Below are 12,915 nucleotides of genomic sequence, written 5' to 3'. Positions count from 1 at the left end.
TCACGGCTGTCATTGACAGCGGCCGACAGCCGCGGGAGACGTTGCCGGCAAGCAGGAGCCGATCGTGAAAGAGCTGATCCGGGCCAACGCCGGCCTTCTTGTCGCAGGGGTGGCGACATTCGTGATGATGGGGGCGGGCCAGTCGCTTTACGGCCCCGCCCTGCCTGCGTTTTCGCGCGTCTTCGCTGTCAGTCTTGCCGAGGCGGGGGTTCTGGTCTCGGCGCATTGGGTGGGCTGCTTTCTGGGCGTGGGGCTGATGTACCTGAGGGGCGCCCATGTCACGCCCCGGCATGCGCTGGCGGTGATGGCGCTTGGCGCGGGCATCATGGCCTTGCTGATCGGCTGGTGGGTCACGATCGCCGGGGCGGTGGTCTTCGGGGCGGGCTATGGAATGTCCACTGCCGTGTTCAACCCGCGCGTCCTGCGCGCATTCGGAACCCTTGGCCCCTCGATGCTGAGCATGCTGAACGCCACCTTCGGGGTTGGTGCCATCGCGGCACCGCTGATCTTCGTGGCGCTTGGCAGCGACCCGCGCTGGTCTTTCGGGCTGACGGCCGCCTTCGCGGCTGTGGTTTGGGTCTTTGCCGGTCCGGCGGGGCGCACGGCAGCCGCGCCGCCGGGCGAAACCCGGCCCTTCCGCCCGCATTGGGTGATCATGAGTTTCGGCGCCATGGCCATCGGGCTGGAAGCCTGCCTGATCGGCCTTGGACCGAGCGCCCTTATCCGCGCGGGAGAGACCGAGGCGAGGGCGGCCGAGCTTCTCAGCGCCTTCTTCGTGGTGTTCCTGCTGTCGCGGGTGGCCCTGGTGTTCTTTGCCCACCGGATCGCGCCCTTCCTGCTTTACACGCTGTCCATCGTCGCAACAGCGGTGCTGGCGCTGGGGGCGATCCTTGTCTCGCCCGCCCTGTTCTTCGTCGCGATCGGCGCCCCTGCGGGCATGTTCTTCCCCGGCTTCTATGTCACCGCCAGTCGCAAGATGGGCGACGACCTGCGCGTGCCGCCCACCATCATCGCCTCGGGCCTGATCGGCGGAATCGCCTGCCCGCTGATCCTGGCGCCGATCATGGCGGGCATGGGCGAACGCGGCTTCTTCTGGATCCTGGCCGGGGTCACCCTTGCGTTGGGCCTTGCCGCAGCACTGTCGATGCGCAGCATGCGCGCCTAGCGCGCCGCCTGCCATGCCGCTACCCAGTCAAGCGGCCAGAGCAGCATGAGGATATTCAGCGCCAGCCCGTCGCGGATGATCCAGATCGTCGCCCCCTCGAACAGCACGATCAGCGCGACCGTGGCCCAGACCGGCAGGCGGGCGGCCAGCCAGAAGCCAAGCAGCATGGCGAACACGTCCGAAACCGTGTTGATGACGCTGTCGCCATAGTAGTCCAGCGAAATGGTCACCGTTCGATAGCGTTCGATGACCGCGTCGGAATTCTCGATGATCTCCCAAAGACATTCGATCGCGGTGGCGATCGACAGCCGCCAGCCAAAGGACAGCCGCCGCGCCACCAGCCACAGCCCGGCGTAGAACAGGAAGCCATGAATGATGTGGCTGGGGGTATAACAGTCCGTCAGGTGCTGGGAATTCTCGGCGCTGGCGACATCGCCATGCCACAGGCTGACATGGCCGCAGGGGCAGATCGGTTCACGCCCGATCCACAACAGCCATGCAGCGGTCAGCAGGATGGTTCCTGCCACGAAAAGGGCGGGTGTCTGGCGTCCGGTCATGGCGCGACGGAAGCACATGCGGGCCGCAGCGTCCATACGCATGCGGCCTGGCCGCACCGGTTGCCATCCGCTTTGGCTGTTGCGGCCCGGCAAGGACTTGCCTTCCACCCTTCAGCCCTATCCTGAAAAGGATGCCATGCCCGCGTGCCACGCCGGCAAAAGCTTCGCCACGGAAGACTGGAATGACCGGCAAGAACCCCTACCGCTATGGACCCAGCAGGGGCGAACTCTGGTTCTGGCTATGTGTTTCGGTCGGGGGTCTTGCCCTGATGGCTGTGGCACTGCTTGTGCGCGGCATGCCGTCCGGCCCTGCGCTGGTCGAGGTCGTGGGCCTTGCTGGCCTTGTCTTCGGCTATCTGGGGCTGCGTTCGGTCAAGCGGCTGATCCGGCGGGAACACCCCTGACCCCTGATCGGGTCCGGGCATGGGCTTTGGCTGGCGAAAGACTGATCTCAGCCCCGTGAAATGGCCAGCTTCTGCCGCCCGGACGGCGCAAGCAGCCATGCCTCGCGCCCCTCGATCACAACGGCGGAAAGCGGCCCGCCATAGGCGGCGCCGGAATCAAGGTTCAGCCGGTTTCCGTAATGCGTCGGCTGGTCCAGCGCCGTGTGACCATGCACGATCAGCGGCCCGAAGCTTTCGGTTGCCGTCAGGAAGGGATCGCGGATCCAGACAAGATCGGTTTCGGTTTGTTCCGACAGGGCAATGCCGGGGCGGATTCCGGCATGAACAAAGGCCGCCTCTCCCGCAAGATGCAGGGTCGGTCTTGCGGTCAGGAAGTCGACATGCGCCTGCGGCACGGCCTCGACCGCTTCGGCATGGACCTTTTCCACCGGCCGGTCGCCGGCACTGGCCACGCCATAGGACCGCAGGGTATCGGCCCCGCCCAGCCGTGGGTGCAACCAGGACAGTTCCGCCCGCAGGCCTGGTTCGGGTTCCCAGGGATCGCGAAGGAAGCGGGCAAACATCCGGTCGTGATTGCCCTTCAGGATGATCCAGTCGTGGCCCTGGGCAAGCCCGGCAATCAGAAAGTCGATCACGCCTCGGCTGTCCGGCCCGCGATCCACGAGGTCGCCAAGATGGATCACCGGGCCGGGGCCATGGCGGGCCATGTCAGCGGCAATCAGGTCATGCGCGGCCCGCAGCAGATCCAGGTGCCCATGGATGTCTCCTATGGCGTAAAGGTGCTGCATGGCGCGGGATCCCGTGTGATGTGGCAGGGAAACGGAACTCGGCGGTCCTTGAACCAGCGGCGAAACCGGATGTCCAGCCGGAAACGGACAGTCGGGCGAACCGGCCCGAACCGGTGCGTGCAAGGCAGACGAATAAAGTGGATGACCAGCACCCGACCGGAGCGCGCAACAGGCAGGTCATTTGCCGGCGCCCCATTCGTCAGGCACGCGGACCTGCCACTGCATGACGCATGGCCTGGCGGATGCGGTCTGCCTCTGGAGGCCGCAACCTCTCTGCGCCGGTGACATCCGGCGCGGAGAGGGCAACGAACCGGAAAGCGCCGTCAGCCGTGCTTGACCATCACATGCCGGACGACCGTGTAATCCTCCAGCGCATAGGCCGACATGTCCTTGCCGTAGCCCGACTGTTTCAGCCCGCCATGCGGCATTTCATTGGTCAGCATGAAATGCGTGTTGATCCAGGTACAGCCATAGCGCAGCCGCGCCGCTGTCGCCATCGCCCGACCCACGTCCTTAGTCCAGACCGATGAGGCCAGACCGTAATCGCTGTCGTTGGCCCAGGTCACGGCTTCCTCGACATCACTGAACGGGGTGACGGAGACCACCGGCCCGAACACTTCGCGCCGGACGATCTCGTCGTCCTGCTTGGCGCCGGCAACGACGGTGGGCTTGTAGTAGAAGCCTTGGTCCATCGCCTCGCCGCCCGTGGTGATGTGGATGTGGTTCAACTCGCGCGCGCGGTTGACGAAGCTGGCCACCCGGTCGCGCTGGCGTTGGCTGATCAGGGGGCCGATCTCGTTCCTGGTGTCGTCCTCGTCCCCCAGCACGATCGAGGATGCTGCTGCGGTCAGATCGGCTACCACGTTTTCATAGATCTTCTTGCCCGCATAGACCCGGCAGGCGGCGGTGCAGTCCTGCCCGGCGTTGTAGAAGCTGAAGGCGCGCAGCCCCTCGACCACCGCGCCGATGTCGGCATCGTCGAAGACCACGACCGGGGCCTTGCCGCCCAGTTCCAGATGCGTGCGCTTCACCGTCTTGGCGGCGGCATCCAGCATCTTCTTGCCGGTGGCCACGTCGCCGGTAAGGCTGATCATGTCCACCTGCGGATGGTTGATCAGATGGTTCCCCACCGTGTGGCCCCGCCCGGCGATCACGTTCACTACGCCTTCCGGCAGCACATCGGCCAGGATGTGCGCCAGCTTCAGTGCGGTTAGCGGCGTCTGTTCGCTGGGCTTGAACACCACCGTGTTACCGCCCCCGATGGCCGGGCCCAGTTTCCAGGCCATCATCATCAGCGGATAGTTCCACGGTGCGATCGAGGCGATGACGCCGATCGGGTCACGACGGATCATGCTGGTGTGGCCCGACAGATATTCCCCCGCCACCGTGCCGGTCATGCAGCGCACCGCCCCGGCGAAATAGCGGAAGCAATCGACGATCGCCGGGATTTCATCGTTCCGGGCGGCATTGATCGGCTTGCCGCAGTTCAGGGCCTCGAGGCTGGCGAAGGCATCCGCTTCGGCCTCGATCCGGTCGGCGATGGCCAGCAGCACGGCCGACCGTTCAGCCGGCGTGGTACGCGACCAGCTGTCGAAGGCCGCACGGGCGGCGGCGACAGCGCGATCGACCTGGGCGGTCGATGCCTCGGGCACCTCAAGGATAAGCCCGCCGGTGCGGGGGTTCAGGATCGGCTCGGGGGTTTCCTGGCCGGTCTCGAAGTTGGGCCCGATGAGCAACTGGGTGTGGATGGATTGGTGCAGAGTCATGGGGTTTCCTCCCTTATTTGCCCATGCCGGCGGTCTCGGACCCGCCGCGGGTGAGGTAGTAGGCGATGAGGATCGGCATGAAGGTGGCGGCAAAGACCACGATCGCGACGACATTGGTCACAGGGCGCTGACGCGGGCGGACCAGCTCGTTCAGCATCCAGATCGGCAGAGTGGATTGCTGGCCCGCGGTAAAGGTGGTGACGATCACCTCGTCGAACGACAGCGCGAAGGCCAGCATCCCCCCGGCCAGAAGGGCCGAGCCCAGGTTGGGCAGCAGCACGTAGCGGAAGGTCTGGAAGGCATTGGCGCCCAGGTCGGCGCTGGCCTCCATGATCCCGCCCGACAGGCGCCGCATCCGGGCGACGGCATTGTTGTAGACGATGACGATGCAGAAGGTCGCGTGGCCCAGCACAATGGTCCAGGTGGAAAACGGGATGTCCATGATCCCGAAGGCCGACCGCAGGCTCATCCCCGTGATGACGCCCGGCAGGGCGATGGGCAGGATGATCAGCAAGGACAACTGATCGCGCCCGAAGAACCGCGCCCGGCTCATCGCGGCAGCGGCCAGCGTGCCCAGAACCATGGCCATCAGCGTGGCGATGGCCGCCACCTTCAGCGACAGGTAGAGCGGCGGCCAGATGTCGGGCCGTTCCCAGGCGACACCGAACCATTTCAGCGTCAGGCCGGGGGGCGGGAACTGGTAGGTGCGTTCCTCGGTGGTGAAGGCGTAAAGGAAGATGAACAGGATCGGCAGGTGCAGGAACAGAAGCCCGCCGATCGCCGTGATCTTGAGCAGCAGAGAGGGCCTGTCAGAGCGCATCGAAGGCCCCCGCACGTTTTGCAAGCGTCAGGTAGATCAGCATGATGACGATGGGGACGACCGCGAAGGCTGCGGCCAGCGGAATGTTCCCGGCGGTGCCCTGCAGCTGATAGACCGCAAGGCCGATGAAGCGTGAGGAATTCCCCACGATCTGCGGGATGATGTAGTCCCCCAGGGTCAGCGAGAAGGTGAAGATCGACCCCGCGATCACCCCCGGCATGGCAAGCGGCAGGATTACCGTGCGGAAGGTCTGCCCCCTTGTGGCGCCCAGGTCGGCCGAGGCCTCCAGCATCGAGTTGGGCACCCGCTCCAGCGCCGCCTGCATCGGCAGGATCATGTAGGGCAACCAGATATAGACGAAGACCAGGAAGGTACCGAAGGGCGAGGTGGACAGGGACGAACCTTCCAGCCCGGGGATCGACAGGATCCCGTCGATCAGAAAGCCCGTGCCGGTGCCCGAGGCGGCCCAGGTCAGCACCCCTTCCTTGGCCAGGATCAGCTTCCAGGCATAGACCTTGACCAGATAGCTCGACCAAAGGGGCAGCATGACGCCCAGGTAGAAGGCGGCCTTCCATGGGCCGCGCGCGTATCGCGCCGCAAAATAGGCAATGGGGAAGGCCAGGATCGCGCAGGCCAGCGTCACCGCTGCCGCCATGACCACGGTTCGCAGGATGATGTCCAGATTCTGCGCGCGGAACAGTTCGGCATAGGTCTTGAGCGTGAATTCCTCCTTCACCACGCCGGAAAATTCGTCGATCGAGTAGAAGCTTTGCAGCAGCAGCGCCGCAAGCGAGCCCAGATAGACCACCCCCAGCCAAAGCAGTGGCGGGGTCACGAGGATAAGCAGCAGCAGGTTCGGCCGTCGCCAGAAGACACCGGTCAGCCGGTCGGCCGCGCCCCTTGCGGGCAGGATTGCCGGCGCGCTCATCGCCGACCCTCCCCCGAGCATGCTGCCCGTATACCCGGTTCCGATCCTGTGCGCCCCTGCCCGGCGCCGCAGCCTCTGGCGGGAATAGTTGCGAACGGAAGAAGCCGCATCCCGCCATACTTCTTCCGTTCCGAAATATCCCGGGGGTGAGCGCCGCAAGGCGCGAGGGGGCAGCGCCCCCTGCGACGGATGGTCCTGGCGCCGCGCATCACGCTTCTCCCATCAGATGCAGGGCCTGCGGCGCGAAGGCGATGGCGCGGATCTCGCCCTCGGCCGGCACCGGCTCGCCTGCGGGGACCAGCGCGGCGATCTCGGTTTCGCCTGCCCGGATCACCACCCGTGTGCCGGATCCCAGGTAGCGCAGCGCCGTCACCGGGCCCGAGACCGGCCCGGTTGCGGCCAGCTTCGTCGCTTCGGGGCGCAGGCTTGCCCATTGCGGCGGTCCGCCAAGCGCGCGGGTCAGTTCGGGCGGCAGCACGTTGGACGAGCCGACGAAATCCGCCACGAACCGCGTGGCAGGGCGGTCATATATGTCTTGCGGGGTGCCGATCTGGGCGATCTTCCCCTCGTTGAAGACGGCCAGATGGTCGGCCATCGACAGGGCCTCGTGCTGGTCGTGGGTGACGAAGACGAAGGTCAGCCCCAGCTTGTGTTGCAGGGCCTTCAGCTCGTCCTGCATCGCCTCGCGCAGCTTCAGGTCAAGGGCGCCCAGTGGCTCGTCCAGCAGCAGCACGCGCGGCTCGTTCACCAGGGCGCGGGCCAGCGCCACACGCTGACGCTGCCCGCCCGACAGCTGCGCGGGCTTGCGGTCGCCGTAGCCGGACAGTTTCACCAGCGCCAGCATCTCCTCGGCCTTTGCATGGCGCTGGGCGCGGCCCATGCCCTTGACCATTAGCCCGTAGGCCACGTTGTCGCGCACGTTCATGTGCGGAAACAGCGCATAGTCCTGGAACACCGTGTTGACGTTGCGCAGATGCGGCGGAACCGAGGAGACATCTTCGCCGAAGATGCGGATCGTGCCCGATGTCGGCTTTTCGAATCCCGAGATGAGCCGCAGGCAGGTGGTCTTGCCCGAGCCTGACGGCCCGAGCATGGCGAAGAAACTGCCTTCGGCGATGGTCAGGTCCACGCCATCGACGGCACGGACACTGCCGAAGTGGCGGGAGACATTCTGGAATTCGACGGCTGCGGTCATGGAAACGGGTCACGCAATCTGAACCCGGCTCCCCCCATCCCACCCTACCCCCCGACGAGGGGGGTAGGAGGCGCAGGGGTCGGCCGGCAGGGCTAGGGCTTCAGGCCCGGCTAATATCCCCCCTTGCTTGCGCAAGGGGGGCAAGGGGGCGCATCAGCGCCCGCCGATCACGCCGATGTAATCGGACACCCAGCGGTAATAGGGCACACAAGCCCCTTCGCCCTGAGAGCAGTTCGACACCGGGGTGGTCCAGAACCGGATCTTGTCGAAATCGTTCATCCCGTTCGCCGCACAGCTTTCGGCGGTGGACATGCCGCGACCATCGGTGCAGGCGGCCGGCACGCTGGGGTTGGCGCCGAACCAGACCGCGAGATCCGATTGCAGGTTCGAGGACAGTGTATGCTCCATCCACAGATAGGCGCAGTTCGGGTTGGCGGCATTCACATGCATCATCGTGGTGTCGGCCCAGCCGGTGGCGCCTTCCTGCGGGATCGTCGAGGCCACCGGCTGACCATCCGCCTTCAGCAGGTTAACCTGGAATGGCCAGGAGCCCGAGGCCACGACGCCCTCGTTCTTGAAGTCGTCGATCTGGATGAAGGCATCATGCCAGTAACGGCTGACCAGGTTGCGCTGCTGACGCAATAGGTCCAGCGCGGCCTTGTACTGTTCCTCGTTCAGCTCGTAGGGCGAGGTAATGCCCAGTTCGGGCTTGTGGAACATCAGATACTGCGCGGCGTCGGCAATGTGGATCGGGCCGTCATAGGCCTGCACCCGCCCCTTGTTCGACTTGCCGTCAGGCAGCGTCATCTCTTCGAACACCACATTCCACGAGGTTGGCGGCTCCTTGAATACCTCGGTGTTGTACATCAGCACGTTCGGCCCCCACATGTAGGGCACGCCGTAGTGCACGCCGTTCACCGTGTGCCAAGGTGCGCTCTTCAAGCGGTCGTCCACCGTGTTCCAGGACGGGATCAGGTCGATGTTGATCGGCTGCACCCTGTCGCCTGCCACCAGCCGCAGGCTGGCATCGCCCGATGCGGTGACCAGGTCGAACCCGCCTTCGTTCATCAGCGCCACCATTTCGTCGCTGGTGTTGGCGGTCTTGACGTTGACCTTGCAGCCGGTGGCTTCCTCGAACTTGGTGACCCAGTCGAATTCCTTCATCGTCTCGCCGCGTTCGATGTAGCCGGGCCATGCGACGATGTTCACCTGCCCCTCGGGGGCGCCGATCTCGGTGATCTGGGCAAGGGCAGGGCCAAGGCCGGTCAACGCGCAAAGAGCCGTCGTGGCCATGAGTTTAATGGATTGCATATCAGACTCCCTGTGGATGAACCGCGTCCGCGTGGCGGCAGAGGCGATGTGCCGGTGTGCCGGTCATGTCAGTAGGCTAGGCAACTGCGCAGAAATCGCAAATGCAAAACGCTTATGAGTGATATCGGTTATTCCGATGGGTTGCAGGACAGACCGTCCATCAGGCCGGGGCAGAGGCTGCGCAGTCGCCCTGCCAGGCGGTTCAGGCGCTGCGGATCATGCGGAAAAAGCCTGTCCGGCGGGGCGGCCAGCAGCCAGCCCGGCAGCGGCGCACCGTCGATCTGTGCGGGGTCCATGCCGGGAATAGCCAGCCTTCCGGTCTGGCATAGCCAGCGGTGGCAGTCGGAAGACCGCAGGACGGCCGCCGCCACCCCGGGGTGAAGGGTCAGCGGCAGTTCGGGGGGGTCTTCGCGATCGAGGTCGGTCAGCGGTCGGATCAGGCAGGCAACCTGACGGGCGGCCTCCACCGTGGCCCCCGCGGCAGCGCGCAGACGGAACATCAGGACAAGTGCTTCGGCCGACAACCCCGGATTGACGATGCTGCCGGTCAGGCTGTCGGGCGGGGCGTGCCCGCACAGGAAGCTGGCGGCGAAATCGGCGGCGATATCGCCGCCGGCAAGGACGCGGCGATCGTAGGGGCGCAGCACGACAGGGCGGCCGAAGGCGGCCTCGGTATCGGAAATGGCATCTCGCAGGGCTTCGCGCAGGGGGGGAAGGGGGCGCTTCTCGACCTTCAGCCACTCCTGCAGCCGCGACCGGAAATGCTCGACGGAGTGACGGATGTAGAGAATGGGGCTGATGTCGTCCGACAGTTCGGACAGCAGCCCGCAAAGGCGCCGCTTCGCCGGACCCCCGGTGTGCTGGATCAGGAATTCGCTCGACAGGACCAGGACGGCGGGCCGGTCCACCCGGACCCGGGCGCAGGCGCGGTTCCAGGCCTGCCATGCACGTTCCACGACCGCCTCGGCGCCACCCCTGGCGGCAAGATAGGCGGCGGGCAGGCGCGCAGGATCCTCGACCAGAGCAAGCAGCAGATGGTGGGTGAACTCGGTTCCGCCGAAAGCCGGATAGAACACCCCGGCCTGCGCCAGCCCGGCGCGCGCCCCATGCAGGGCCTGCTGCAAGGCTGTCGTGCCTGTCTTGCCCTGCCCCATGTGCAGCAGGATTCTCACGGCGAGGCCCCGCTGCGCGCGGGGATGCCGACCTGGGCGGATCGCACGAAGTTGTGCGCCGGCACCGAAAGGGGCGCCCCCTTGCGCCAGGCAAGGCCCACCTGAACCGTGGGCAGGTCGCCCGAGACATCGCGGATCTCGATCCGGTCGCCTTCCAGCGACCAGGGGCGGTAGACAAGGCTGGGCAGGATGGCCAGGCCCGCGCCGGTGGCCACCAGCGACCGCACCGCCTCGACGCTGCGGGTGCGGAAGGTGATCTGCGGTTTCACCGGCAGGGCGGCCGTAAGACGGCGGGTCGATTCCTCGATCTCGTCCACCATCAGCTGGATCAGGGGCTGACCGGCCAGTTCCTCCAGCGTGATCGATTCCTGATGCGCAAGCGGGTGACCAAGCGGCAGCCAGAGCCGGTAGGGCGACACAAGCAGCGTCTCGACGTTCAGGGCCAGCCGGTCCTTGACCGACGAAGTCAGAAGGACCGCCACATCAAGTTCGCCCCCGATCAGAAGATGCTGCAGATAGTCGCCGTTGTCCTCGATCACGTTGAGTTCGATCTGGGGGAAGGCACGGCGGTAGCGCGACAGGATGTCGGACAGCACATAGCCCGCGACCAGGCTGGTGACGCCCAGCGACAGCCGGCCGGTGGCGGCCTCGGCCTCGGTCTGGAAGGCGGCGCGCGCACTGGCGACATCGGCAAGGATCTTGCGGGCATGGCGAAGGAAGGCCGACCCCTTGTGCGTTATCATCAACCCGCGCGCCTGCCGGTCGAACAGGATAACGCCAAGGTCGTCTTCCAGGCTGCGGATCGCCTCGGTCACAGAGGACTGGCTGATCGACAGGGCCCGCGCCGCGCCGGAAACCGAACCGGCCTCGGCGGCGGCGACGAAGAATTGCAACTGGCGAAGGGTGAAGGCCATGCGGGTCTCTGCTGGCAGGCGCCGGGGGTTCGCCTTGCGCAGCCGAAAGGGTTGCCTGCGCAAACGGGGATGCTGCCAGTCTGCCCATTCCGCTGCGCAGGGCAAGCGTGCAAACGGGCAGGTTGTCGTCCCGCCGGCGGCGTGGTTGCCTGCACACTTCAGCGAAGGAGGCAGGCATGTGGTGGGCAGTGGCGGCAGTGGCTTTGGGCGGGGTGGCGATTGCGGTGCAGGCCCCGATCAACGCGGCGCTGGGGCGCGGGCTGGGCGGAGCGGTACCGGCGGCGGCGGTATCCTTCGGCGTGGGGTTCCTGGTGCTGCTGGTAGCGTCGCTGGTTCAGGGGCAGGGCGGGGCCTATGCAAGGCTGACCGCCGTGCCGGTCTGGACCCTTGCGGGCGGCGTCCTTGGCGCCTGGTATGTGTTCGCGGCCGTCTGGGGTGTGGCGTCACTGGGGGTCGTCACCCTGGTTGCGGCGCTGGTCTTCGGGCAGATGGCGGCGGCGCTGGTGATCGACGCGACCGGCGCGCTGGGCATGGCGGTTCGCGAGATCACGCCCACGCGGATTGCGGCGGCGGCGATGGTTCTGGGCGGGCTGGTGCTGTCGCGGCTCTAGCGGGCAGCCTCTGCGTTCGACATCGTCTCCTCGTCGGAGGCCCGGCGAGGAGTGACCAGGTCAGCGACAAGCGGCCTGGTCCTGCACCACGTCAGGAACGATCGACCGGCTTTGACCGCATCATGGCGACGGTTTCGCGTTCCGCCCTGCGGCATGAGACCGGCGGCAGGTTGCGGGCGATCAGGTCCATGTCCTCCAGCACGCGTGTGCCGATTTCCCTGAGTGCGAAGCTCAGGGCACCGGCACGGTGCGGGGAAAACAGCATGTTGGGCGTGTGGCGGATCGGGTCGTCCTTGGGCAGCGGCTCGACCGGAAAGACGTCGGTTGCCACGCGGATCCGGCCTGCGGCGGCAGCGGCGCAGAGCGCGGGAAAATCGGCCGCGGCCGCGCGGGACATCAGCAGCAGCATGGCCCCAGGCTGCATCAGCGACAGGGCGCGGGCGTCGATCATGCCACGGTTTTCCGTGGTGATCGACGCCATGACGAAGACGAAGCGGTTCCCGGACATGAGCGTATCGAAATCGACGGGCTCGACGCCAAGGCGCCTGAGGTGGCCGGCGGGCAGCCATGGGTCATGCGCCTGCACCCGGCAGCCGAAGGGGGCGAGCAGCCGGTGCAGCGCGCGGCCCAGATCGCCGAAACCGATGATGCCGACGGTCGAGCCCGCAAGCAGTTCCGATTCGCGGTTGCCCTCGAACAGCCATTTCTCCTCTGACCTCAGGAAGGCGGCGTGTTGGCCGTGGATGTTGCGGGCAAGCGACAGCGCCATTCCCAGCGCCATTTCGGCCACGGGGGCGGCGAAGACTGCACCGGGGGCCAGCACATGAATGCCGCGGCGGAAGCATTGCTCGTAATCGATGTTCGGCAGGAAATTGGTTTCGACGTTGAAGATGGCGCGCAAGGCCGGAGCCAGGGCCAGCCGCTCTGCGCCCATGGGCTGCTGCGAGATCAGGATCTCGGTCCGGGGCAGGTGGGCTGCATAGAATGCGTCACGATCCTCGCCCTGCCATTCGGTCACCTGATTCCGGCTGCGGAACGCCTTCAGGTCTTCCGGGGTGAAGATGTCGTCGGTGGTGCGGGGTTCCGGGTCGTAAAGCACACGCATCGGCAGGATCCTTCGGGCTGTTCCTGCACAAACATAGGGGGACGCCGGGCCGGGCGACAGTGGCCAGGCAAGCGGCTGCGCAGTTCGGATGTGCACTGTGCCACGGATATGATGCCATCAGGCATTTAGCATGTCCGGCAGAATGCCGGCGCGGGCAGGCGCATGGTCTGGCCCCCTGC

At 66.2% G+C, this 12,915-nt stretch carries 13 protein-coding genes; 3 read left to right on the top strand and 10 right to left on the bottom strand.

Features of this window, described 5'->3' with window-relative positions:
• Window positions 1–64 precede the first annotated feature (64 nt).
• Complete coding sequence (locus EYB42_RS02050; RefSeq protein ID WP_135447668.1) at window positions 65–1,165, top strand: MFS transporter; 1,101 nt, start codon at window positions 65–67, stop codon at window positions 1,163–1,165.
• Here EYB42_RS02050 and EYB42_RS02045 read toward each other — a convergent pair.
• A complete protein-coding gene (locus tag EYB42_RS02045; RefSeq protein ID WP_135447666.1) occupies window positions 1,162–1,722 on the bottom strand; it encodes a DUF2585 domain-containing protein in 561 nt (186 codons plus the stop codon). The two genes, EYB42_RS02050 and EYB42_RS02045, sit on opposite strands and share 4 nt — an antisense overlap.
• Before the next feature lie 182 nt (window positions 1,723–1,904).
• Here EYB42_RS02045 and EYB42_RS02040 point away from each other — a divergent pair, with 182 nt between their 5' ends.
• A complete protein-coding gene (locus tag EYB42_RS02040; protein WP_135447664.1) occupies window positions 1,905–2,126 on the top strand; it encodes a hypothetical protein in 222 nt (73 codons plus the stop codon).
• 47 nt (window positions 2,127–2,173) lie between these two features.
• Here the strand turns inward: EYB42_RS02040 and EYB42_RS02035 are convergent, their stop codons facing one another.
• The 8 genes from EYB42_RS02035 to EYB42_RS02000 all read right to left on the bottom strand — a co-directional run bounded on the left by EYB42_RS02035 (window position 2,174) and on the right by EYB42_RS02000 (window position 11,020).
• The gene (locus EYB42_RS02035; RefSeq protein ID WP_135447662.1) at window positions 2,174–2,914 is read right to left on the bottom strand and encodes a metallophosphoesterase; all 741 of its coding nucleotides are present in this window, start codon (window positions 2,912–2,914) and stop codon (window positions 2,174–2,176) included.
• A 323-nt stretch (window positions 2,915–3,237) separates the two neighbouring features.
• Window positions 3,238–4,662, bottom strand: a complete 1,425-nt coding sequence (locus tag EYB42_RS02030; RefSeq protein ID WP_135447981.1) for a gamma-aminobutyraldehyde dehydrogenase — start codon at window positions 4,660–4,662, stop codon at window positions 3,238–3,240.
• A 31-nt stretch (window positions 4,663–4,693) separates the two neighbouring features.
• On the bottom strand, window positions 4,694–5,500 hold the full coding sequence (locus EYB42_RS02025; RefSeq protein ID WP_135447660.1) for an ABC transporter permease: 807 nt from the start codon (window positions 5,498–5,500) through the stop codon (window positions 4,694–4,696).
• Entirely contained in the window at window positions 5,490–6,428 is a 939-nt protein-coding gene (locus tag EYB42_RS02020) for an ABC transporter permease (protein WP_205909947.1), read from the bottom strand. Before EYB42_RS02020 ends, EYB42_RS02025 begins: the two co-directional genes overlap by 11 nt.
• Before the next feature lie 208 nt (window positions 6,429–6,636).
• Window positions 6,637–7,623: an ABC transporter ATP-binding protein gene (locus EYB42_RS02015; protein WP_135447656.1), complete on the bottom strand. Its 987-nt coding sequence runs from the start codon at window positions 7,621–7,623 to the stop codon at window positions 6,637–6,639.
• Window positions 7,624–7,776: 153 nt separating this feature from the next.
• The gene (locus EYB42_RS02010; RefSeq protein ID WP_135447654.1) at window positions 7,777–8,934 is read right to left on the bottom strand and encodes an ABC transporter substrate-binding protein; all 1,158 of its coding nucleotides are present in this window, start codon (window positions 8,932–8,934) and stop codon (window positions 7,777–7,779) included.
• Between the two features lie 128 nt (window positions 8,935–9,062).
• The gene (locus EYB42_RS02005) at window positions 9,063–10,106 is read right to left on the bottom strand and encodes a hypothetical protein (protein WP_135447652.1); all 1,044 of its coding nucleotides are present in this window, start codon (window positions 10,104–10,106) and stop codon (window positions 9,063–9,065) included.
• On the bottom strand, window positions 10,103–11,020 hold the full coding sequence (locus tag EYB42_RS02000) for a LysR family transcriptional regulator (RefSeq protein WP_135447649.1): 918 nt from the start codon (window positions 11,018–11,020) through the stop codon (window positions 10,103–10,105). The genes EYB42_RS02005 and EYB42_RS02000 overlap by 4 nt, the downstream gene beginning before the upstream one ends.
• Before the next feature lie 176 nt (window positions 11,021–11,196).
• Here EYB42_RS02000 and EYB42_RS01995 point away from each other — a divergent pair, with 176 nt between their 5' ends.
• Window positions 11,197–11,631 (top strand): DMT family transporter, encoded by a 435-nt coding sequence (locus EYB42_RS01995; protein ID WP_135447647.1) that lies wholly within the window; start codon window positions 11,197–11,199, stop codon window positions 11,629–11,631.
• Between the two features lie 91 nt (window positions 11,632–11,722).
• Here EYB42_RS01995 and EYB42_RS01990 read toward each other — a convergent pair whose 3' ends face one another.
• A complete protein-coding gene (locus EYB42_RS01990) occupies window positions 11,723–12,736 on the bottom strand; it encodes a hydroxyacid dehydrogenase (RefSeq protein WP_135447645.1) in 1,014 nt (337 codons plus the stop codon).
• Between the last annotated feature and the right edge of the window lie 179 nt (window positions 12,737–12,915).

The organism is Tabrizicola caldifontis (assembly GCF_004762095.1).
GTDB lineage: Bacteria > Pseudomonadota > Alphaproteobacteria > Rhodobacterales > Rhodobacteraceae > Tabrizicola > Tabrizicola caldifontis.
Note: the sequence above shows the minus strand (reverse complement) of the source record. Positions and strands in the feature narration are given on the sequence as shown.

Excerpts from the sequence above, each read along its gene's own strand:
- EYB42_RS02010 (WP_135447654.1), bottom strand. The coding sequence starts at position 8,934 with ATGCAATCCATTAAACTCATGGCCACGACGGCTCTTTGCGCGTTGACC.
- EYB42_RS01995 (WP_135447647.1), top strand. The coding sequence starts at position 11,197 with ATGTGGTGGGCAGTGGCGGCAGTGGCTTTGGGCGGGGTGGCGATTGCG.
- EYB42_RS02015 (WP_135447656.1), bottom strand. The coding sequence starts at position 7,623 with ATGACCGCAGCCGTCGAATTCCAGAATGTCTCCCGCCACTTCGGCAGT.
- EYB42_RS02035 (WP_135447662.1), bottom strand. The coding sequence starts at position 2,914 with ATGCAGCACCTTTACGCCATAGGAGACATCCATGGGCACCTGGATCTG.
- EYB42_RS01990 (WP_135447645.1), bottom strand. The coding sequence starts at position 12,736 with ATGCGTGTGCTTTACGACCCGGAACCCCGCACCACCGACGACATCTTC.
- EYB42_RS02025 (WP_135447660.1), bottom strand. The coding sequence starts at position 5,500 with ATGCGCTCTGACAGGCCCTCTCTGCTGCTCAAGATCACGGCGATCGGC.
- EYB42_RS02045 (WP_135447666.1), bottom strand. The coding sequence starts at position 1,722 with ATGACCGGACGCCAGACACCCGCCCTTTTCGTGGCAGGAACCATCCTG.
- EYB42_RS02020 (WP_205909947.1), bottom strand. The coding sequence starts at position 6,428 with ATGAGCGCGCCGGCAATCCTGCCCGCAAGGGGCGCGGCCGACCGGCTG.
- EYB42_RS02000 (WP_135447649.1), bottom strand. The coding sequence starts at position 11,020 with ATGGCCTTCACCCTTCGCCAGTTGCAATTCTTCGTCGCCGCCGCCGAG.
- EYB42_RS02040 (WP_135447664.1), top strand. The coding sequence starts at position 1,905 with ATGACCGGCAAGAACCCCTACCGCTATGGACCCAGCAGGGGCGAACTC.